Annotated in this window: 17 protein-coding genes; 9 read left to right on the forward strand and 8 right to left on the reverse strand. The window is 72.7% G+C overall.

From position 1 onward, the window contains the following. Positions 1–23 precede the first annotated feature (23 nt). Complete coding sequence (locus tag WMF20_RS05710; protein WP_437611362.1) at positions 24–971, reverse strand: hypothetical protein; 948 nt, start codon at positions 969–971, stop codon at positions 24–26. A 176-nt stretch (positions 972–1,147) separates the two neighbouring features. Here WMF20_RS05710 and WMF20_RS05715 point away from each other — a divergent pair, with 176 nt between their 5' ends. From WMF20_RS05715 to WMF20_RS05735, 5 genes are all read left to right on the forward strand, one after another. Next, the gene (locus WMF20_RS05715) at positions 1,148–2,614 is read left to right on the forward strand and encodes a formylglycine-generating enzyme family protein (protein ID WP_437611364.1); all 1,467 of its coding nucleotides are present in this window, start codon (positions 1,148–1,150) and stop codon (positions 2,612–2,614) included. Beyond that, positions 2,611–3,999, forward strand: a complete 1,389-nt coding sequence (locus tag WMF20_RS05720) for a formylglycine-generating enzyme family protein (protein ID WP_437611366.1) — start codon at positions 2,611–2,613, stop codon at positions 3,997–3,999. The genes WMF20_RS05715 and WMF20_RS05720 overlap by 4 nt, the downstream gene beginning before the upstream one ends. Positions 4,000–4,067: 68 nt before the next feature. Next, a complete protein-coding gene (locus WMF20_RS05725) occupies positions 4,068–5,483 on the forward strand; it encodes a serine/threonine-protein kinase (RefSeq protein WP_437611368.1) in 1,416 nt (471 codons plus the stop codon). Positions 5,484–5,522: 39 nt separating this feature from the next. Then, on the forward strand, positions 5,523–6,740 hold the full coding sequence (locus WMF20_RS05730) for a serine/threonine-protein kinase (protein ID WP_437611370.1): 1,218 nt from the start codon (positions 5,523–5,525) through the stop codon (positions 6,738–6,740). Between the two features lie 186 nt (positions 6,741–6,926). Beyond that, on the forward strand, positions 6,927–7,430 hold the full coding sequence (locus WMF20_RS05735) for a hypothetical protein (protein ID WP_437611372.1): 504 nt from the start codon (positions 6,927–6,929) through the stop codon (positions 7,428–7,430). A gap of 373 nt (positions 7,431–7,803) precedes the next feature. On the opposite strand, the gene WMF20_RS05740 is transcribed toward WMF20_RS05735, so the two are convergent. Then, positions 7,804–8,025 (reverse strand): YdcH family protein, encoded by a 222-nt coding sequence (locus WMF20_RS05740; RefSeq protein ID WP_129573390.1) that lies wholly within the window; start codon positions 8,023–8,025, stop codon positions 7,804–7,806. A 329-nt stretch (positions 8,026–8,354) separates the two neighbouring features. Between WMF20_RS05740 and WMF20_RS05745 the strand changes: the two genes are divergently transcribed. After that, the gene (locus WMF20_RS05745; protein ID WP_437611374.1) at positions 8,355–9,515 is read left to right on the forward strand and encodes a tetratricopeptide repeat protein; all 1,161 of its coding nucleotides are present in this window, start codon (positions 8,355–8,357) and stop codon (positions 9,513–9,515) included. A gap of 135 nt (positions 9,516–9,650) precedes the next feature. On the opposite strand, the gene WMF20_RS05750 is transcribed toward WMF20_RS05745, so the two are convergent. Beyond that, entirely contained in the window at positions 9,651–10,784 is a 1,134-nt protein-coding gene (locus WMF20_RS05750; RefSeq protein WP_437611376.1) for a vWA domain-containing protein, read from the reverse strand. A gap of 435 nt (positions 10,785–11,219) precedes the next feature. Between WMF20_RS05750 and WMF20_RS05755 the strand changes: the two genes are divergently transcribed. Then, the gene (locus WMF20_RS05755) at positions 11,220–12,776 is read left to right on the forward strand and encodes a hypothetical protein (protein WP_437611378.1); all 1,557 of its coding nucleotides are present in this window, start codon (positions 11,220–11,222) and stop codon (positions 12,774–12,776) included. Between the two features lie 65 nt (positions 12,777–12,841). On the opposite strand, the gene WMF20_RS05760 is transcribed toward WMF20_RS05755, so the two are convergent. Beyond that, positions 12,842–13,420 (reverse strand): AAA family ATPase, encoded by a 579-nt coding sequence (locus WMF20_RS05760; RefSeq protein ID WP_437611380.1) that lies wholly within the window; start codon positions 13,418–13,420, stop codon positions 12,842–12,844. Further along, complete coding sequence (locus WMF20_RS05765) at positions 13,417–13,728, reverse strand: hypothetical protein (RefSeq protein WP_437611382.1); 312 nt, start codon at positions 13,726–13,728, stop codon at positions 13,417–13,419. Before WMF20_RS05765 ends, WMF20_RS05760 begins: the two co-directional genes overlap by 4 nt. A 546-nt stretch (positions 13,729–14,274) precedes the next feature. Here WMF20_RS05765 and WMF20_RS05770 point away from each other — a divergent pair. Then, the gene (locus tag WMF20_RS05770) at positions 14,275–14,580 is read left to right on the forward strand and encodes a hypothetical protein (RefSeq protein ID WP_437611384.1); all 306 of its coding nucleotides are present in this window, start codon (positions 14,275–14,277) and stop codon (positions 14,578–14,580) included. A gap of 115 nt (positions 14,581–14,695) precedes the next feature. On the opposite strand, the gene WMF20_RS05775 is transcribed toward WMF20_RS05770, so the two are convergent. Then, complete coding sequence (locus WMF20_RS05775; RefSeq protein ID WP_437617270.1) at positions 14,696–15,010, reverse strand: hypothetical protein; 315 nt, start codon at positions 15,008–15,010, stop codon at positions 14,696–14,698. Between WMF20_RS05775 and WMF20_RS05780 the strand changes: the two genes are divergently transcribed. Continuing rightward, positions 14,960–18,691 carry a tetratricopeptide repeat protein gene (locus tag WMF20_RS05780; RefSeq protein WP_437617082.1) on the forward strand — a complete coding sequence of 1,244 codons (3,732 nt, stop codon included), beginning with the start codon at positions 14,960–14,962 and terminating at the stop codon, positions 18,689–18,691. The two genes, WMF20_RS05775 and WMF20_RS05780, sit on opposite strands and share 51 nt — an antisense overlap. Positions 18,692–18,833: 142 nt before the next feature. Here WMF20_RS05780 and tmk read toward each other — a convergent pair whose 3' ends face one another. Both tmk and panC read right to left on the reverse strand, forming a co-directional pair. After that, positions 18,834–19,538 (reverse strand): dTMP kinase, encoded by a 705-nt coding sequence (gene tmk, locus WMF20_RS05785; protein ID WP_437611386.1) that lies wholly within the window; start codon positions 19,536–19,538, stop codon positions 18,834–18,836. Next, complete coding sequence (gene panC / locus WMF20_RS05790) at positions 19,539–20,423, reverse strand: pantoate--beta-alanine ligase (RefSeq protein ID WP_437611388.1); 885 nt, start codon at positions 20,421–20,423, stop codon at positions 19,539–19,541. Between the last annotated feature and the right edge of the window lie 6 nt (positions 20,424–20,429).

Here is a 20,429-nt window from a genome sequence, read left to right on the forward strand (position 1 = left end):
GCCTCTCCTCGCCGACGGCCCCGTCATTCGGTCCCACCGCAGGCTGACAAGCAGTGCGCGAGCGCGCAGCCGAGGCGAGCGTTGTGCGTCTCCACCGCGGTCGGGAACGTCTCCTCGCACGCCGTGAGGCAGGCCTGGTCCGCGGTTTCGCACTGGACCTGGCAGCTCTCCAGCAGCGCGCACTGGAGATCGTGATGGCAAGCCGCCATCTCGTCGGCGCAGTGCAGGATCTGGCACTCGACACAAGGGTGCAGCGGCTCCTCGCCGCAGGCGTCGTCGTCGAAGCAGAAGTGCTCCATGCAGGCGACCCGGTGACCGTAGCGCTCGTAGCCGGCGGCGTGATCCTGGTAGCACTGGCCCTCACAGGGCGGGTAATCCGCGCCGCCTGGACAGGCCTTGATGCACGCGACGAGATCCTGGCAGTCCTGGTCGTCTCTGCACGCCTGGTAGGTCTCGCAGCAGCGCTCGTCTTCGCACTTGTAACACACGTTCTCTTCCATCGACGGCGGGCACGTCTGGTTGAAGTCCGGGTCGGTCGCGGCGGGGACCTGACCGCAGCCGGCGCACCGCGCGCCCGGACCCGAGGCGCGGCAGTCCATGAAGGCCTGCTGCGCGCTCTGGCCAGCGGAGCCGGAGACGGGCGGACATGCCCTCTCGCACGCGACGTCCGCGTCCCCGCTCGGGCCGAGCGGGCACGCGTCGAGGCAGTCGAGGTAGGCGGCGCAGCCCGGGTCGGCCGCGCAGGCGTTCACCTGAGACACGCACGCTGTCTCCACGACGCACGCGCCGCACGCGCTCGTCCGGTAGGTGACCTCGCCTCCGCCGGCGCCAGCGCCTCCGCCGGTCCCCGATGCCGTGCTCGACGCCGTCCCCGAGCTCGCGGGCAGGGGACCCCCGTCACACGCCGGGGAGAGCGCCGCCGCGAGCGACACAGAGAGCACGGCGAGCACGGGCCGGGTTACCCACGACATACAATCTCCTCGCGAGCGGTAGCAGCGTTTGGCGTTCGTCGGTCGGCGAGAGCGGCAATCGATCTTCGTGCTTCGGACTTGGATCTTCCTTCGATCGTGCTTGGCTCCGCCTTCCCTGAATGATAACAGTGATGCTACCCCTGGCGCCGGTCGAACGGCAACGAGAAAGGCGGAACGTGGTGGAACCGAGGCGCGCGCTCTCGAGCCTCGCCGTGCTCAGCATGGCTGTGCACTCGGGCTCCTGCGGCGGGCGAGAGCGACCGCAGCTCCTCGTCGTCGTGGACACCGACGCCCCGGTCGCCGCGCAGCTCCTCGCCGATCCGTCGATCTCTCCGGAGGCGGTCGTCGATACGGTGCGTATCGACAGGTTCGACGACGCGTGGCGCCCGAGCTGCATCGACGACGTCGACTGTACGGCGAACTTCGTGTTGCCGGATCCTTCCTCCTGGCCGTTCTCCTTCGGGGTGGCCACGCCCGAGGCGGGCGGCGCCGTGCTCCGCCTGCGCGTCCGGGCGTTCCGCGGCGCCGTCGCGACGAGAGGCAAGGACGCTGTCGAGGGCAGGGCGTTCTCGACCATCGATCCTCCGCCCGAGGCCGCGATCGATCGGCTGCTCGAGGTCGCGCTCCCCTCGTCCGGCGTGGAGACGGTCGAGCTCGTGCTCTCGGCCGACTGCCTCGGCGTGCCCGTGTCGCTGCGCGATCCGCCGCGCACGTGCCTCGACGGCTCCCGGCGCGCGGCCGCCCCCACCGAGGGCGTCCTCGTCGGCCCGGAGACGGAAGCTCCCGCGACGCGGGCCGGCACGTGGCCCCGCGCGCGCGAGGTGCCCTGCGGGGCCGCGCCGCCGGGCGCCGACGCCGTCTGCATCCCGGGCGGGCTCGGCTTCCTCGGCCAGGCCGAGCTCGCCGCCATCGACGAGCAGAGCGACGCCGCCGCCGCGCCCCCGCGGCCGGTCTACGTGAGCCCCTTCTTCATGGATCGAACGGAGTTCACGGTCGGCCGCTTCCGCGATCTGCTGAACGAGGGCCTCCTCGGCGCGGCGGGCGAGCTCCCCAGCGGACCCGATCCGGACAGGGACGCGCTCGCGGGCTGCCGCTGGCTCGGCGCCGTGGACGGCGCGAACGACGATCACCCCCTCAACTGCCTCTCGTGGAAGCTGGCGCGCGAGGCGTGCAGGGCGAGCGGCGGCGATCTGCCGACCGAGGCGCAGTGGGAGCACGCGGCGCGAGGTCGAGGCCAGGGGCGCGTCTATCCCTGGGGCGACGCGTCGCCCGCGTGCTGCACGGCGAGCGCTGGGCGCGGGACGCTGTGCCCCGGCGGGACGGGGCCGGAGGAGGTCGGCGCCCATCCGCCGTCGGCGGCGTGCGGCGGCCTCGGCGACGCGTCCAGGGATGGCGTCCTCGATCTCGGCGGGAACCTGAGCGAGCTGTGCGCCGACAGGCTGGTTCCTTACGGAGAGGGCTGCTGGGGCGCTCCCGGGATCTTCGTCGATCCCCGGTGCGACGACGACACCACCCGATCGCGCGCCGCCCGCGGGGGAGACTGGGCCAGCGGCCCCGCGAACACCCGCGCTGCGTTCCGGAGGGGCGATGTGCTGGACGCGCTGCACGGCTTCCGGTGCGTTTACGCGGGAGGGGCGCCGTGACGGCCCGGCGCTCCCTGGGGGCGCTCGCGGCCGCGGGGCTCCTGCTCTCCGGGTGCGGAGCCGAGCCTCGCCAGTGGCTCGTCAGCGTCTCGACGGACGCGCCGGTGCCCCGGTTCGGCGATCACCTGCTGCTCGAGGTGATGGGCACCGACGCGAGCTGCACCGGGTGCATGCGGCTCATCGGGGTGGACGGGCCGGACAGCCTCCCGGTCAGCTTCGGCGTGGTCCCGCGGGGCGAAGGCGCCGCCGTGCGGGTCCGCGCGCGGCTCTACCGGGCCGAGCAGGCGGGCCCGGACGGCCTGCCCGACGCCGCCGCGCTGATCGACGCGGTCGCCGTGCTTCCGCCGCTGCTCGAGGGCGAGACGCGCGTGGCCCTCGACCTGTCCATGCGCTGCTTCGGCGTCCCGAGCGCCCCCGGGGAGGGCGCGACCTGCGACCCGGAGACGGGCGCGCTCGCGCCGGAGCCGGTGCTCCCGCTGCTCTCCGACGTCGAGCCCCAGCCCCGGCCCGGCTCCTGGCCGGGCGCGGCCCCGGTGCCCTGCGCGGGGCCGGCGCCCGCCGGCATGGCCTGCGTGCCCGGGGGGGTCTTCCTGCTCGGCGCGCCCCGGCCGGGCTTCGCCGTCGATTTCGACGAGCTGAGCCAGCCCGAGCACCTCGTGCGGCTCGGCGCCTTCGCCATCGACGTGGACGAGGTGACCGTGGGCGCGGTCCGGGAGCTCGTGGCGACAGGGCAGCTCCGGTCCGAGCCCGGCGTCCGGGACCTCGACGCGCCGGGGTCCGGACGTGGCGCGTGCACGTACCTCGGCGCCGACGACCGCGACAACGACGCCTTGCCGGTCAACTGCGTCACGCACGCGCAGGCGGAGGAGGTCTGTTCCGCGCTGGGGAAGCGGCTCCCGACCGAGGCCGAATGGGAGTACGCGGCCGGCAACCTCGCCGACGAGACCGCCTATCCGTGGGGCAACGCCGGCGATCTCTGCGCGACGGCGCTGCTCGGCAGGGGCCGGCACCCCGTGGAAGCCGACGCGGGCGTGTTCGAGAACGCCGGCTGTCGCCCGCTCGGCGGGACGATGCCCTGGGGGCCTGTCGCCGGAGGCGCGCCGGGCGACGTGACCGCCCTCGGCGTCCGGAACCTCGCGGGCAGCATGTCCGAGTGGGTGGCCGACACCTTCGCTCCCTACACGGCGCCGTGCTGGCAGCTGGGCGGAGCGCTCCTCGTCGATCCGGTGTGCCGCGCGCCGGCCCCCGGCGCGGCGCAGGCCTTCTCCTACCGCGGGAGCTCCTGGGCGGGATACAAGCTCTCGGCGCAGGCGACCGCGCGCAGCCATGACGGGCCGTCGACGTTCAATCAGGCCACCGGCTTCCGGTGCGCGCAATCCATGTGACCGATGTGACCGATGTGACCGCGCCGCCGAGGATTGGGTCCGGCCGGGAACCACGGTACGCTGCGCTCGTGTCGGACGATCTCCAGGGCTCCTTCCCGGCCGGCAAGGTCGTCGCCGGGCGCTTCCGGATCGAGCGCCTCATCGGCCGCGGGGGGATGGGCGAGGTGTACGCGGCCAAGAACCTCGGCACCGGGCGCGACGTGGCGCTCAAGGTGGTCCGCGGCGTCGCCGACGCCGCGCAGACTCGGCGCTTCCTCCGCGAGGCCAAGGCGGCGACCGCGATCCAGCACCCGAACGTGATCGAGGTGCTCGACGTGTTCGAGGGCGACGATCACACGCCCGTGATGGTCATGGAGCTGCTCCGCGGCGAGCCGCTCTCCGCGCTGCGCAGGCAGAGGGGCGCCCTGCACCTCCACGAGGCGGCGCGGCTCCTCTCGCCGGTCGCCGCCGCGCTCCGCGCCGCGCACGACAAGGGGATCGTGCACCGCGATCTCAAGCCGGACAACATCTTCCTCTCCGAGCCCCCGGCCGGCGGGTGCGTGCCCAAGGTGCTCGACTTCGGGATCGCCAAGGTGCTCGACCCGACCTCCATCAGCTCGGAGACCCAGGGAGCCAACACAAGCACTGGCTCGATCCTCGGGACGCCGCATTACATGTCCTTCGAACAGGCGATGAGCGAGAAGGACATCGATCATCGGGCGGACATCTGGGCCATGGGCGTCATCCTCTTCGAGGCGCTCACCGGCCGGAGGCCGCTCGAGTTCGAGACCCTCGGCGAGATGTACACGGCGTTCCTGCAGCGCGACGTGCCGTCGATCCGCTCGGCCGTCCCCGACCTGCCCGCGGACGTCGCCGACGTGCTCGATCGCTGCCTGCAGAAGCGGCGCGAGGATCGGCTCGACGATCTCGGGCCCCTCATCGAGGTCCTCGGCCGCCACGCCGACCCGGCGTCGCCGGGCGCGCTCGCGGGCGGCAAGGTGGTCGACGCGCTCGCGCCGCTCGTCGCGCCCCCGCGCTCCGCCGCGCCCGCCGCCGTCACGGATCGAGGCGGCCCCGCGAGGTCGCTGAAGCGGGCGGGCGCAGGCGCCGCGCTCCTCGCGGCGATCGGCGTCGCGGTGTTCGCGGCGCTCCGTCGCCCTCCGGCGGACGCGCCCGCCCCTCCGGTCTCCACGTCGGCCGCAGCGGAGGGCGCGCCCGCCCCTCCGGTCTCCGCGACGGCCGCAGCGGAGGGCGCGCGCGCGTCCGGTCCGGCGCCCCTTCCGTCCTCCGCGCCGAGCGCGGTGGCCCCGGCTGCCCTCGCCCGGGACGATCGCGCGGCGGAGGCCGCCGCGCCGTCCGCCGTGCCTCCTGCGCGGCGGCCTTCGCCCAAGGCGCCCTCCGGTACGGCGACGGCGAAGGCGCCGGCGCCCTCGGCGACGCCGCCTGTGACGCCCCCGGCGCCGAGCCAGCCGGCGAGGGGGATCGTCGACCAACTCCCGTACTGATGACGACCGGCGCGCTCCGCGTTACCGTGAGCGCACGCCATGGAAGGTCAGTGTATCGCCGGGAAGTATCGCCTTGCCCGGCTCCTCGGCAAGGGCGGAATGGGCTCGGTGTGGCTGGCAGAGCACCTGTCGCTCCGCACGCCGGTGGCCATCAAGCTCATCGACGTCGAGGCCGCCAAGAACGCGGGCGCCCGCGCGCGCTTCGATCGCGAAGCGCAGCTCGCGGCGCGGATCCGCAGCGCCCACGTGGTCAAGGTGCTCGACCACGGCCTGACCGACGATGGATTGCCGTACATCGCGATGGAGTGCCTCGCGGGCGAGACCCTGCGCGACCGGCTCTCCGCGCGCGGGCGGATCACGCTGGCGGAGACGGCGAAGGTCGTATCTCACGTGTGCCGCGCCCTCGCGCGCGCCCACGAGGCCGGGCTCGTGCACCGCGACATCAAGCCCGAGAACATCTTCATGGCGCGCGAGGATGACGGCGAGATCGTCAAGATCCTCGATTTCGGGGTGGCGAAGGCGACGGACGCGCTCTCCATGGCGGGGGTGGATCCCACGCGCACGGGCGCGCTCCTCGGGACGCCTTACTACATGAGCCCGGAGCAGGCGAAAGGCCTGAAGAGCGTCGATTACCGGTCTGACCTGTGGTCCCTGGGAATCGTGGTCTTCGAGTGCCTCACCGGCCAGCGCCCCTTCACGGCCCCGGCGCTCGGCCCGCTCATCGCGAAGATCCTGGGGACGCCTGCGCCCGCGCTGTCGGCGGCGGCGCCTTCCGCGCGCATCCCCGCGGAGGTCGAGGCCTGGATGCGCAAGGCGCTCGCCGTCGATCCGGACGCGCGCTTCGCCTCGGCCAGGGAGCTCGCGGAGGCGTTCATGGTGGCGTCGGGCACGGCCGACTCGATGGAGCGCGGCCCCTCGACGGGCCTCCCGGGCGCGCGGTCGCCGTCGGCCGCGGGCTCCCGGGCCGGGGCGTGGGACACGGCCGACACCGTGGCCCTGGCCCCGAGCGGCGCACCCCCGCCGGCCGCCGCGACGCTGCCAGCCGCGGCCGCGACGCTGGCGGTCGCCGCCGTGACGCCGCCGGCCGTCGCGCCGCCGGCCGCCGCCGCGCCGCGCGCCCCGGCGGGCCCGGCGGCGGCGCCTGGCGCGGTCGCGGCGGCGCCGCCGGCGGTGCGCGGCCTGATCTGGGCGGTCGTCGTGCTGGGGATCGCGCTCCTCGCGGTGGGCGGCGTGCTCGCGGCGACCCTCCTGCGGTGAGCGGCGCCGCCGGTCTGGCGGCGCGCCAGCGCGGCGCCGCCGGTCTGGCGGCGCGCCATCGAGCCCCCGACCCCCCCGGGCGCGGCGCCTCGACGCGCCGCCCCGATCGCGGCCGCCGTCGCCGCGTCGCGCGGTGCGCTGCCTTCCCGCTTGATCGCGCCGCGACGCGGGAGATACCCTCCGCGCATGCGCCGCCTGGTCTCGTGCGTCCTTCTCCTCTCGTCGTTCGCCCTCGCGCCGGGTTGCGCGACCTACACGCAAGATCTCGATCGTGCCCGCAGCCACTACGAGGCGAACCGGTTCGAGCAGGCGCTGGCGCTGTTCCGCGTGCTCGAGCACGACATGGACTCGTTCTCGGTCCCGGAGCGGGCGCAGTACGCGTACCTCCGGGGCATGACGGACTACCGCCTGGCCGATCTTGCGCCGCAGGGCACCGGTGTCGCCGATCCGCGCAAGGGCTACCGCGACAACGCGCGCCACTGGCTCGGGCTCGCCGCGGCGATCGAGAAGCAGACCCCCGGCGGCATCACGAGCGAGCAGAAGGGCCGGCTCACCGAGACGCTCGCGGATCTCAACCGCGACGTGTACGGCGGCGCCGAGACGCTGCCGGAGGGCGGCGCCGCGCCGCAGCCCGACGCTGCTCCTGCATCGCCCGCCGATGCGTCGGAGCCTCCGGCGCCCACGCTCTGACCGCCGCGCGCCCGCGTCCGCGGTGCTCGCACGCGCCCCCGCGCGCCCGCGTCGTTCCGCGCGCCCGCATCGTTCCGCGCGCCCGCATCGTTCCGCGCGCCCGCATCGTTCCGCGCGCCCGCATCGTTCCGCGCGCCCGCATCGTTCCGCGCGCCCGCATCGTTCCGCGCGCCCGCATCGTTCCGCGCGCCCGCATCGTTCCGCGCGCCCGCATCGCTCCGCGCACCGGCACTGCACCGCGCGCTCGTCGTGCGCTTCGTGCGAGCGTCCCACCGTGTGGGCGCGCTGGATGGCCTGGACAGGAGCTGCGAGAGGAGACGTGGGGCGGGGCGCCGTGCGCGGCGCTGTGGGATCGCTGGTCAGCCGGGTCGCGCTACGACATCCGCCGGCGCAGCGATTCGATCTCGTCCTTCGCGGCGAGCTTGTGTTTCTTGAGCTGGGCTGCCTCCATCCTCTCCCCCGGTGTTAAGAAGGCCCGTCGACCCAGCTGCCTGAGCCGCGAGTCGAGCTCGCGATGACGCGCTTCCGCCATGCTCAGCCGCTGCTCCGGGCCGACTGCCGTCATCGCGCGAGGAGAGATGATCTGATGCTTCATGTACCCACCTCCAAGGCCCACAAGAGGGCCGTGATGCCTTCGAGAGCCCACAACAGAAGCCCTCGTTCCGATCGTCGCTGGAGAGGAGATCGCCGCCGCGAGCTATGAGCGAACAGCGGCCTGTTGAACGAAGCGAGATTACCGCATCATGGCGGCTCGATGCAGGCTTTTTGTCGGGGGGTACCCTCTGTAACATCCCGGAACAGCAGCTGAAACCAGGGTTTGCCCTACAGGCGCACAGCGGTACACCTTCGTTCCGGACGGCCAGGCTGGCATCTCCGTCCGCGCGAGAGGGACAACCTCGACCGTGGGGCTATTCTTCCCGGGCCATGTCGCTTCCCCGCATCGCCCCGCTCGCCGTCCTGACCGCTGTGGTCGCCTCGGTCGGATGCACCTCCGGGGCCACCGCGCGGCCCCCGCAGGCGGCCTCGGCGCGCGCGCCGGTCGAGCTCGCGCCGGTCGTCGTCTCGCCCTACTCGGACGCGGAGCTCGCGGCGGAGTTCGAGCGGGCGCGCGCGCTGCTCCTGGCCGACAAGGCGCGCGAGGCGGCGCCCCTGTTCGATCGGCTGGTCCGCCTCGCGCCGGACGGCGAGGTCGCGCCGCCCAGCCTGTTCAACGCCGGGCTCGCGCACGAGGCGCTCGGCGATCGCGCGCTCGCGGCCGAGCGCTACCGCGAGGTCGCGCGGCGCTTCCCGGACCACGCGGTCGCGCGCGGCGCCCTCTTCCGGCTCGCGCGCGGGGCGGCCGCCCTCGAGCGGTGGCCCGAGCTCGTCGAGGTCGCGCGCCGCCTGCTCGGCCTCGGCGATCTGAGCGTCCTCGAGGCGATCGAGGCGCGCGGCGCCCTCGCGCTCGGCCTCGTGGAGCAGGATCTCGTGGATGAGGCGGCGCGTCAGATCGGGCTCGCGCGCGATCTCATCGAGGCGCACCGGCTGGGCGAGGCGGGCAAGCCGCCGCTCGAGCTCGCGCAGGTGAGCTTCGCGCTCGGCGAGGTGCGGCGGCGCCGGAGCGAGGCGATCACCTTCGTGCCGGCGCCGCCAGACTTCGCCGAGGCGCTGGAGCGGCGCTGCCAGGGGCTGCTCGACGCGCAGAGCGCCTACACCGAGGCCATGCGGAGCCTCGACGCCCACTGGTCGGCGATGGCGGGCTACCGCATCGGGCAGCTCTACAAGGAGCTCCACCGCGACGTGATGCAGGTCCCGCCGCCGCCGAGCGCCGACACCCCGAGGAAGAAGCAGCTCTTCGAGGGGGCGATGCGCCTGCGCTACCGCGTGCTCCTGGAGAAGGGGCAGAAGATGCTGGCCGGCACCGTCCGCCTCGGCGATCGCACCGGGGAGGCGCCTTCGTGGGTCCTCCGGGCCCGCGACGCGCAGCGCGAGATCGAGCTTTCGCTCGCCGACGAGCAGGCGGCCCTGGCGCGGCTCCCGTTCACCGAGGCCGAGCTCCTGGCCGCGCTCGACGCCCTGAAGACCGAGGCGCCGCGGCGGCCGTGATCCCCGCGCGGGCGGCGGCGGCCTGAGCGCCGCGCGGGCGGCGGCGGCCTGAGCGCCGCGCGGGCGGCGGCGGCCTGAGCGCCGCGCGGGCGGCGGCCCTGGGCCCCGCGCGGGCGGCGGCCGGGCGCGAGGCGCTCAGTTCAGCTTCGGCTCGCACCCGAAGAGCACGTCGAGCTTCGCCTGCACCTCGCCTTGCACCGCCCTACAGGACGCGGGGCAGAGGACGATCTTCTTCGGCTGCAGCTCGTCGTCGTAATACCACCCTGGCGCCGCGCCGCAGTCGGCCTCGCCGTCCGCCTTCGGGATCTCCAGCGCGCCGGCGCTCGCCGTCGCGAACTTCACCGCGACCCGGCTCGTGTCCAGCGTCGCGCCCGCGGGCGGGTCGGGGATGAGGAGCTCGCAGGGCAGCGCCGACGCGCGGATCTCGGCCATCTTCGCCGAGAACGCGGCGACGTCCGCGGTGACGTCGAACGCGCGCGCCGTCCCGCCCGCCGCGGCGATCTGGTCCAGGTTGGACACGGTCGAGCCCTCCACGGCGATGACGTACGTCTGGACGCCGTTGTAGTTGAGCGCCCGCTGCGCGATCTCCGCGGTGCTCGCGACGGTGTTGTCGGCGCACCCGGACGGATCGCCGTCGGTCGCGAGCACGACGATGACCTTGTGGGACGGGTTGGCGTCCTTGTAGGCGGTCGCGTTCGAGAGCACCCCCTGGAGCGCCGGGCGCATGGGCGTCCCCCCGCCCGGCGCGGTGCGCTGGATGGAGGCGCAGATCTCCGGCGTGTGCAGCGGCAGCTCGCCGATGGCGACCGCGAGCTCGTCATAGACCGTGTGCTCGCAGTCGTTCGTTCCATTGTTGCCGCGCGGGAAGTAGGTCAGCCCCACGTTCATCCCGGCGGAGGCGGCGTCGTTCACGAACGTGGAGAGCGCGCTCGTGACGCCGCTCCATTTCGCGCCGAGCATGCTCCCGGAGCGATCGAGCAAAACGAGCATATCGAGCGGCATGAGCGCGGCCGCCGCGCTCGTCTGGGCGCAGGAGGAACCCTCGTCGAAGCCGCCCTCGCCGGTCGCGCCGAACCCTCCCGCGCCGAGCGACGCGCCTCCGTCCGTGGCGCTCGCTCCGAAGGCGCCGCCTCCGCCGCCCCCGCCGTCCTCCGGCGGGTCGACGCGCGCGGGCCTCCTCTCCTCGGTGGCCGCGCAGCCGCCCGACGGCGCGGCCAGCCCGGCGGCGACGAGGAAAGGGGCAAACACCAAATGACGTCGGAAGGACATCTCTGCGCTCCTCTTCAAATTGATGCGACGTGGCTCGCGGCCGCGAGGGCTCCACGCGCGAAGTGGTCTGTCTATCGAGGGGGGCGAGCTCCGAGACGATCTCGTCAGCATACTGCAGCTCTCGAGCGAGGGGCGATAGGGGCTCTCCGGTTTGTGGGCCTCCTTGGTGACGTGATGTCTTTGCTCTCGTCGCTGTCTTGTTTTCGTGGCTCCTCACGGCCCCTCGCGGCGCGAGAGGCCTCGTGTGCTCTTTGACACCGCACACCGCACACCGCACACCGCACACCGCACACCGCACACCGCGCGGCCGCCGGCGCCGCGGCGCGCGAGGACCGTTCCGGGTGCTCGCGCGCGGGAACATCATGTTTCCTTGCGCGGCCGCGAAGGACGCGTAATTCCCACGAGGTGCGTCACGCTTGCTGGAAAGAGGCGAACATGACTAGGTGGATTCCATGGGTAATTTCCGCTGTCGCCCTGACGGATCTCGGCTGTTCGACCGCGACGTCCGCTGGCAGCTCGGGCGCGGCGGGTGACGGCGGCGCTGCCGGCGCGGCGGGCGCGAGCGGCGGGGGCGGCGGGGGCGGGGCCGGCGCTCCGTGCGAGATCGACTGTTCGCTCGTCCCGACGCCGCAGTGCATGGCGGCCGTGTGCAACGAGGCGACGCGCAAGTGCGAGCTCGTCCCCAGCGCGGGCGGGGAGCCGTGCGACGACCGGGACGCCTGCACGGTCGGCGAGGCGTGCGCGGACGGCGTGTGTCAGGGCGGCGCGCAGGAGGACTGCGGCATCGAGCCGGACAGCTGTCATGTCGTCACGTGCGTCGACGCGCGCGGCGAGCCCCGCTGCGGGGTGGAGCCGAAGGAGGACGGGGCGTCGTGCGTGACGGAAGATCGCTGCGTGCTGAGCGCCGCGTGCGCGGACGGCGCCTGCGTCGGGACCCAGCGGGATTGCTTCTTCTTCCAAGTGCCGGACTCCTGTCATGTGGGCGAGTGCAACCCGGCCACCGGTGCGTGCGAGGCGGTCCCCGGGAACGAGGGCGCGCCGTGCGCGGACTCCGGCGACCTGTGCATGGTCGGCAAGACCTGCCAGAGCGGCCGCTGCGAGGGGGGCGTCCCCAAGGACTGCAGCGCGCTGAGCGTCGGGTGCAACGATGGCGCCTGTGATCCGGGCTCTGGCAATTGCTATGCTGAGCCGATCGCGCCGGGCGGCGCCTGCCTCTCCGGGACCGACGAGTGCAATCGTGGCGTCTGCGACGAGCACGGCGCCTGTATTTCCATCCCTACCCCCGGGGCGTCGTGCTCCTCACGGACGGTCGGCTGCACGCGCGGCGTCTGCAGCGACGCCGGGGTGTGCACGGCGCGCTCGGTCCCCGACGGGGGCGTCTGCGTCGACGGCGACTGGTGCACCGTGGGGGAGTCCTGCCTTGCCGGCGTCTGCCAGGGCGGCGGCGCCGCCGCGACGCCGGCCGTCTATTTCCGGGATACGTTCGAGAGCAACGCGGCCGGGTGGGAGCTCGGTCCGACCTGGCAGATCGGCGCGGCGGCGGCGTCCACCGGGCAGACCTACGGGCACGCCGATCCGGCGCTCGATCATACGGAGACGCCGGACAACGGGGTGGCCGGCGTGGTCATCGGAGGGAACGCGCCTCCGGGCGTTCATCCGTATTTCTATCTGACGAGCCCAGTCATCAACGCCGATGTCGAGGGCGGCGTGTATCTGACGTTCTGGCGCTTCCTGAACAGCGATGAGGCGCCCCACATGACGAACCGGGTCGAGGTCTACGACGGCGTCCGGTGGAAGGTGCTCTTCGAGTCGGGGACCTACCCCGGCGTCCGCGACCCGGCCTGGACGAAGATCCGTTACGACCTGACCCCCCACAAGAGCGCGCGCCTGCGGATCCGGTTCGGCTACGAGATCGGGCGGGACTCCTTCGTCGACACCGTGTCGAGCTGGAACATCGACGACGTGGAGATCGCGAACGCGGCTTGCCCGTAGCGTGGCGTGCGCCGGCGGCGGGCGCCGTGCGGTTCACGCGGTCGGTTGCCGCGGCTGGCAGCGGCTCACCGGAGGCGCTCGGGTATCCAGTCCGGCAGCGCCCCCGGAGCCGCCACGAACCGGCCGTCGATGACGCTCCCGACCAGACGCGGGGCCGTACCCCGAACGGAATTATCGTAAAGCTCGACGTGATCGAAGATCTCGAGCGCGGCGACGAGGTTCGACATGCTGCGCTCGTAGATGTCGCGAAGCTCGTCCTCGGGCGCAGCGTGACCGCCCGCGAGGCCCCGGAGGCGCACGCGGCGGACGCACTCGTCGGCTCGACCTGCCGTGACGAAGATCATGATCGTAGAGAAGCCGGCGTCTCGCGCCCGCTGCGCCTGCTCGAGCGCGATGCGTGTACGGAGCGTGGTCTCGACGGCGAAGCTCGCCCGCCGCGCGATGTGGTCTTCGACGAACGCCTCGCATTCCTTCTGGGCTCGCCGCCTGACAGTCCTCGGGATGGATCGGAACGAGCCGCCGTTGAGGGCAGCGGCGCGGACGTCGACGTTGAAGCCATCCCCGCCGAGCTCCGCCACCGGGAAATGGAGGCTCTTGCCGCTGCCCGGCGGGCCGGCGACGACGATCATGTGGGGCCGGGTCACGTCTCGACGCTGCTCTTCGACGAGGGGAGCATGTCGACCGGCAGCTCGTCCGTCTGGGCGTTCCACTGTTCATCGATGAGGCCCAGGGCACGGAGACGCTGCTTCTCCTCCTCCAGCACGCGTGTGCTGCGGGCGCGTATCCGCTCTCTCCAGGCACTCCAGGAGGCGTCGTCGGTGCCGGCGCCGACGAGCGAGACGTCTGGCGACGGGCGGGCGTCCCGCAGGTGGGTCGCGAGGTCGAGCACCTGGCGTTGCTCCTCGGCGCCGAGTGTACGGACGATCTGCACGAGCTCCTCGAGGATGGTCATCGTTCGTAGGCCTCGTCGGCAGCGTAGCATTGCATGCGCCACCGGGCCGCACGTCAGGGCGGCCCTGAGGTGGGAGACGGAGGCATCTCTCGCGATCTGGGCGGGGTGTGGGCCGTTGCGGCTGGCGTCCGCCGAGGTGGCGTCGCGCGCGGCGCCGCGGCTGTGGTCGACATGTCGGGGCACGAGCGGCGCGCTCCTTCGCCGCGACCGTGCGCGGCCGGGGGCCATCGCGCGGGGGGCGCGGGCGGGCGCTGGAGGCTGCTCCCCATCGGGTGACAGGGGTCTGCCTTGGCCCTGCCGACGCCGGGGTTGGGCGAGCCAGCATGGAATGATGGGCCAGCCATCATTCCATGCTCACCGGCCGGGCATCGAGGTCGGCGCGACCAGCTCCGGCGATGGCCGCGCCAGCATGGGATGGCAGACATGCCGACCTGCGGCCTGGCCGCACCACGCCACGCGAGGAGCCGCTCGGCGAGTTCGGGCCGCTCCCGAGAGGGCCGAGAGGATGCTGGAGGGCCCGATGTGTACTGGGCTACGATGGCGGCCATGACCAGCGACCACGACGAGCGCTCGACCAGGGTCGGCCCTTCCGAAGACCAGGGCGAACCTCACCTCGCCGATCCGGGCAACCTCGCCGACGCGGCGCAGTGGCTCGTCAACGCGGCCGTGACGGGTGTGATCGGCAATGCGACCTACGATCTCATCAAGGCGCTGCTGGATCGCCATAGCCGGCAGAAGCTCATGGCCAAGGTGCGGGAGATCTTGCCCGGGAAGGCCGCCTCGTTGAAGGCGGAGCCCAGCGATGTGGAGGCGCGCGTCGAGCAGGCGCTGGACAAGGCCGAAGAGGAGTAGCTGAGGGCCGCGCCTCGGAGGGGGGCACATGCGGATCGACGAGACGCTCAACGCACACGAAGCCTTTCTCGACGTGCGCGTCGCGGCCGACACGCTACCGGGCGCGGCCGCGGCGCTACGCTTCTCCATCGCGCTCGGTGATGATCGCGGCCACGATGGTGGCGGAACCTGCTCCCTGGACCCCGGCCGAAGGCTGCGCACGGGAGAGACGTGGGCCGAGTTCCTGCAAGCGTATCTCGCCTGTGACGTGAGGCATGACACGCTCGCCGCGTTCGGGCGCGACCTGTTTGATTGGCTCGTCCGCGCGTCGGGTCTCGCCGACGTCTGGGCCGGGGTCAGGGGAGTCGCGGGCCGGCAGCCGATCCTGCTTCACGTCGAGCTGGGCGACGGGACCGAGCCGTTCGCGCGGCTTCCGCTCGAGCTTCTCCATGACGACGAGGAGTTCGTCTTTGCACGTCCCGGCGCCGGCCTGCTGCGCAGCCTTCGGAAGACCTCCGCGCGGCCCTTCGAGTTCGCTCCGGCGCCGCGCGTCTTGCTGGCCTGGGCCTGTCCTGCGGCTCCGGGACTTTACGCCTTCGATCCACAGCCCCACGTCGACGCGCTCAAGGCGGCGGTGGGAGAGGACGGCGTGACGGAGCTGCCGCGCGCGAGCGCCGAGGCGATCGAGGCGGCGCTCCGAGAGGCGCACGCGAGGAGCTGTCCTTTCGACTACCTGCACCTCGTGGCCCACGGCTACCGCGACGACGTCACCGGCGGGGTCTGCCTTCACGGTCCGAGCGGCGCCTTGCGCTACGTTCCCGCGGATCGGCTGGCGAGCTCGCTGCGCGGCGTGGGGCTTCGCTTCGCGTTCCTCTGCTCGTGCAAGAGCGCCGTCACGGGCGATCAGCCGGGCGACGCGTTCGGCGGCGTCGCGCAGCGACTCCTCGCCGACACGGGCGGCGATCTCTCCATGGTCGTGGCGACCCAGGCCAACCTGCCGGTCCGCGACAGCGCGACGCTGGCAGGGCGCTTCTACCGGCACCTCGGCGCCCGAGGCCGTCCCGCCGAGGCGCTCGCCCTGGCGCGTTACGAGGCGGCGAAGGGAGAGCGCCACTGGAGCGTGCCCATCCTGCTCGCCCGGCCTCGGCCGCGCGGGTCGGGCAGCGCAGCCGACGCACGCGACGCTGCACCGGTGCCTTCGCGGTACGCGCTCTACCAGGCGCGCAGCGCGCTGGAGGACGAGGGCCTGCTCGCGCTCAAGGAGCAGCGCCTCGTGTCCGTGGTCGGCCTTCCCGGGATCGGCAAGACGGAGCTCGGGCGCGAGCTCGCGCGCCGCGCGCTGTCCGAACGGCTCGTGGCGCGCGTGATCTACACCGAGGCGCACCTCGGCCTCGGCGTGGCGGGACTTCGTTTGCGCTTGGGCGCGGCGCTCGGTTTGAAGGAAGCTCCTGTCGATGACCTCGCGGTCGCCGCCGCGTTGCGCGGAGACAGGCGGCCCATGCTGGTCGTGGTGGACAACGCCGAGGACCTGATGCGCGACGACGCATCCCAGGCGGCGTTCCGTGCCCAGCTCGACGTCTTGCTGGAGCACGCGCCCGGCGTGCGCGTGCTGCTGACCACGCGCTGGCGCGTGGAGGGCACGCGCCAGCCGGAGCGCAGCGTGCACGTGCCACCGATGTCGCGCGAGCAGACCGAGGGGCTGCTCGTCGCCGAGCTCACGGCGCACGGCGTGATGCAGTCGCGCTGGCCAGCGACGGCTGAATGGGCGCGGCTCCTGGAGATCATCGACGGGCACCCGCGGTCGCTGCGGCTCATCGCGCGGCATTTCACGGTGCGCGGGAACGACCTGGCGCACATCGTCAAGCGGCTGAACGCGCTGCGGGAGAGCGCGGTGGCCGAGCCGGATCTGCTCGGGAGGAAGCAGGCGTTCGATGCGCTCGAGGAGGCGCAGAGAGAGCGGCTGCGGAGCCTCATCGCGACGATGGACCTGTCGTTCGAGGCGCTCAAGACGCAGCACCCCGAGGCCGTCGAGGCGTTCGTGGCGCTGTCGTTCTTTCCGGGCGGGCTGCCCTACCGCGTGGCCTACGAGGTGGCCGGCGGTGACGCGTCGCTCTCGCTCGAGCATCTGTTGCGCCTCAACCTGATCGAGTGGCACGATGAGCGGACGTTCTACCCCGTGCCGATCCACTGGTATGCGGAGCGCAGGCGGAAGGAGCGAGAGGTCGACGAGGCGCCGATCTATAGGTCGGCGCTGGGCGCGTTCGCCGAATTCGTGGAGGAGCGCCACGGCCGGATCGCTGCGGGAGAGATCGACTGCGTGTGGCAGGTGGTCGCCGAGGAGGGGGCGCTGCGAGAGCTGGCGCGCTGGACGAGAGCGCACGGAGAACCCGGGTTGAGACGGTCCGCGATGGCGCACATCGCTGCCGGAGCAGACGGAGCGCTCGGGTTTGCCGAACGCCGCGAGCTCCGCGGTGACCTGCTGCGCACAGGACTAGAGTGCGCGCGTGCGCTCCAGGATCGAGCCGGTGAGGCCAACTGCCAGAAGAGCCTTGGGGACCTGTTGATGCGGGTCGCTGACCTTGAGGGAGCGCGGACCGCGTACGACAGCGCGCTGCCCATCTACCGAGAGATACGGGATAGGCTCGGTGAGGCCAACTGCCAGAAGAGCCTTGGGGACCTGTTGATGCGGGTCGCTGACCTTGAGGGAGCGCGGACCGCGTACGACAGCGCGCTGCCCATCTACCGAGAGATACGGGATAGGCTCGGTGAGGCCAACTGCCAGAAGAGCCTTGGGGACCTGTTGATGCGGGTCGCTGACCTTGAGGGAGCGCGGACCGCGTACGACAGCGCGCTGCCCATCTACCGAGAGATACGGGATAGGCTCGGTGAGGCCAACTGCCAGAAGAGCCTTGGGGACCTGTTGATGCGGGTCGCTGACCTTGAGGGAGCGCGGACCGCGTACGACAGCGCGCTGCCCATCTACCGAGAGATACGGGATAGGCTCGGTGAGGCCAACTGCCTTCAGAGCCTTGGGGACCTGTTGATGCGGGTCGCTGACCTTGAGGGAGCGCGGACCGCGTACGACAGCGCGCTGCCCATCTACCGAGAGATACGGGATAGGCTCGGTGAGGCCAACTGCCAGAAGAGCCTTGGGGACCTGTTGATGCGGGTCGCTGACCTTGAGGGAGCGCGGACCGCGTACGACAGCGCGCTGCCCATCTACCGAGAGATACGGGATAGGCTCGGTGAGGCCAACTGCCTTCAGAGCCTTGGGGACCTGTTGATGCGGGTCGCTGACCTTGAGGGAGCGCGGACCGCGTACGACAGCGCGCTGCCCATCTACCGAGAGATACGGGATAGGCTCGGTGAGGCCAACTGCCAGAAGAGCCTTGGGGACCTGTTGATGCGGGTCGCTGACCTTGAGGGAGCGCGGACCGCGTACGACAGCGCGCTGCCCATCTACCGAGAGATACGGGCGAGGCTCGGTGAGGCCAACTGCCAGAAGAGCCTTGGGGACCTGTTGATGCGGGTCGCTGACCTTGAGGGAGCGCGGACCGCGTACGACAGCGCGCTGCCCATCTACCGAGAGATACGGGCGAGGCTCGGTGAGGCCAACTGCCTTCAGAGCCTTGGGCTGCTTGACCTTGCTTCTGGTGCGTCGCAGCTGGCCTTTCAGCGCTTTCTCGATGTGCTCCGGGCGTTTCAGAGCCTCACAGATCAGCTCGGACAACAGTCAGCGCATGGATACCTTGCGCGTGCTGCGGCAGCGGCTGGAGCGCTCGATCAGGCGTTGCTGCTGGCCGAGGTTTCGCTCGCTCTGGGGCGCCGCATTCAGGACCGCTTCGGACAGAGGATCACTCTCTCTCTCCAGATGGCACTTTTCCAGCAGACGGACGACGCCCTCGGATGTCTCGCGGCCGTCATTCTCCTGCGCAGCCTGCACACGAAGCCGGGAGAGCTCGCCGAGGCGCAGTGGCTCTCGACGTTGCTGCACGAGGCTGAGAAGGTACTTCCGCGAGAGCTCTGGGCCCTGCTCCAGCAAGATCCAGAGTCCGTCAGGCAACGCTCCGTCGCCGCTGCACGCGGTCGATTCACCGGCGCCGGTCGCGGCCTGTACGACCTTCCTGGATGAGCTGGGCGGAGCGCGACCCTATGGCCATCGAGGCGCTGCTCGCTCGCCTCGGGCGCCGGGAGCGCGGGTGTGGATGGCGCGTGCAGCAGAGGAAGGAGCGACTCGCGCCGCCCGGCACGCTCGATTCGAAGCTCGCCCCGATTCACCGCTCCACGACCGGCGCGAGCGCGGCGGCGATCGCGCGGGAGACCTCCTCGACCGTGCCGCCCCCGTCGACGTGGATGACGCGGTCCCCCGGCACGAGCTCCTCCGCCCGGCGGTAGGCCTCCGCGAGCCGCGCCTGCAGCTCGGTCTTCTCGAACAGCTCCTCTGCCCCCCCGCGGCCGCGGCGCCGCTGCTCGGCGATCTCCGGCGCGATGTCGATCACCACCGTGGCGTCGGGTCGCCGCGCGCAACGGTTCAGCGTCCGGATCCATTCGAGAATATCCCCGGGCTCCCCGCCGCCGGCGGCCGTCGTGGACTGGTAGGCGAGGCTCGACAGGTCGTAGCGATCCGAGATCACGACGTACCCGTCGCGGAGGAGCGGCTCGACCTCGGCGCCGAGGTGATCGAGGCGGTCGGCCGAGAAGAGGAGCGCCATCACCTCGGCCTGGCGGGCGCTGGGCAGCGAGATCCGGTGGGTCAGCACCTGCCGGAGCAGCGCGCCCACCGGCCCGGCGCTCGGCTCGCGGGTGACGTGGACGAGGCGCCGCGCGGCCCTGAGGTGCGCCGCGTAGCGCTCGGCCTGCGTGCTCGTCCCGGCGCCGTCGATGCCCTCGAAGACGAGGAAGACGCCGCGGCCGGCCTGTCCGGCCGGGCGCGGGGGCGGGGCGGGGCCCTCCTGCTCGGCGCTCGTCCTCGCCGTCATCTACCCGATCTCCTCGACAGCGACGGGCGGCGCGTCCGCCCCGAGGACGACGTTGTCGATGAGGCGCGCCGTCCCGAGGCGGACGGCGACCGCGAGCAGGGCCCGGTCGCCGATCGCGGCCTCCTCGCTCCAGATCGCGAGGGACTCCGGGTCGGCGAGGTCGACGTAATCGATGCTCGTCGCGACGGCCGCGAGGCGCGCGCGCGCCGGCCCGAGGAGCGCGGCGGGGCGCCGCTCGCCGCGGGCGAAGGCGCGGCACGCCTCGGCCAGGGCGAGCGGGATGGCGCGCGCCGCGCTCCGCTGCTCGGGCGAGAGGTACGCGTTGCGCGACGACATGGCGAGGCCGTCGGGCTCGCGCAGCGTCGTCGCCCCGACGACCTCGACGGGCAGGAACAGGTCGGCGACGAGCCGCCGGATCACCTGGAGCTGCTGGTAGTCCTTCCGGCCGAAGACGGCGACGCAGGGGCCGGCGAGCGCGAGCAGCTTCGTGACCACGGTGGCGACGCCCTCGAAGTGCCCGGGACGGTGGACGCCGCAGAGCGGGGCCGCGGTCGCGCCGACGCGCACGCGCGTCTCCTCGCCGGGCGGGTACATCGCGTCGACCTCGGGCGCGAACACGCCGGCGGCGCCGGCCTCGGCGCACGCGGCGCGGTCGCGCTCGAGCGTCCGCGGGTAGCGCGCGAGGTCCTCGCCCGCGCCGAACTGCGTCGGGTTGACGAAGATGGTCACCGCGACGAAGTCCGCTCTCCGCCGCGCCTCCGCGATCAGCGCGAGGTGGCCTGCGTGGAGCGCGCCCATCGTCGGAACGAGGCCGACGCGGCGCCCCGCCGCGCGCGCCCGCTCGCAAGCGCGCCTCAGCTCGTCCGGATGTCGCCAGAAATCCATGGGCGG

The sequence above is a fragment of the Sorangium sp. So ce834 genome, assembly GCF_051521425.1.
Lineage (GTDB): Bacteria > Myxococcota_A > Polyangia > Polyangiales > Polyangiaceae > Sorangium > Sorangium cellulosum_D.

Excerpts from the sequence above, each read along its gene's own strand:
- WMF20_RS05745 (WP_437611374.1), top strand. The coding sequence starts at position 8,355 with ATGTCGCTTCCCCGCATCGCCCCGCTCGCCGTCCTGACCGCTGTGGTC.
- WMF20_RS05755 (WP_437611378.1), top strand. The coding sequence starts at position 11,220 with ATGACTAGGTGGATTCCATGGGTAATTTCCGCTGTCGCCCTGACGGAT.
- WMF20_RS05735 (WP_437611372.1), top strand. The coding sequence starts at position 6,927 with ATGCGCCGCCTGGTCTCGTGCGTCCTTCTCCTCTCGTCGTTCGCCCTC.
- panC (WP_437611388.1), bottom strand. The coding sequence starts at position 20,423 with ATGGATTTCTGGCGACATCCGGACGAGCTGAGGCGCGCTTGCGAGCGG.
- WMF20_RS05710 (WP_437611362.1), bottom strand. The coding sequence starts at position 971 with ATGTCGTGGGTAACCCGGCCCGTGCTCGCCGTGCTCTCTGTGTCGCTC.
- WMF20_RS05740 (WP_129573390.1), bottom strand. The coding sequence starts at position 8,025 with ATGAAGCATCAGATCATCTCTCCTCGCGCGATGACGGCAGTCGGCCCG.
- WMF20_RS05730 (WP_437611370.1), top strand. The coding sequence starts at position 5,523 with ATGGAAGGTCAGTGTATCGCCGGGAAGTATCGCCTTGCCCGGCTCCTC.
- WMF20_RS05765 (WP_437611382.1), bottom strand. The coding sequence starts at position 13,728 with ATGACCATCCTCGAGGAGCTCGTGCAGATCGTCCGTACACTCGGCGCC.
- WMF20_RS05770 (WP_437611384.1), top strand. The coding sequence starts at position 14,275 with ATGACCAGCGACCACGACGAGCGCTCGACCAGGGTCGGCCCTTCCGAA.
- tmk (WP_437611386.1), bottom strand. The coding sequence starts at position 19,538 with ATGACGGCGAGGACGAGCGCCGAGCAGGAGGGCCCCGCCCCGCCCCCG.
- WMF20_RS05750 (WP_437611376.1), bottom strand. The coding sequence starts at position 10,784 with ATGTCCTTCCGACGTCATTTGGTGTTTGCCCCTTTCCTCGTCGCCGCC.
- WMF20_RS05775 (WP_437617270.1), bottom strand. The coding sequence starts at position 15,010 with ATGGAGAAGCTCGAGCGGAAGCCGCGCGAACGGCTCGGTCCCGTCGCC.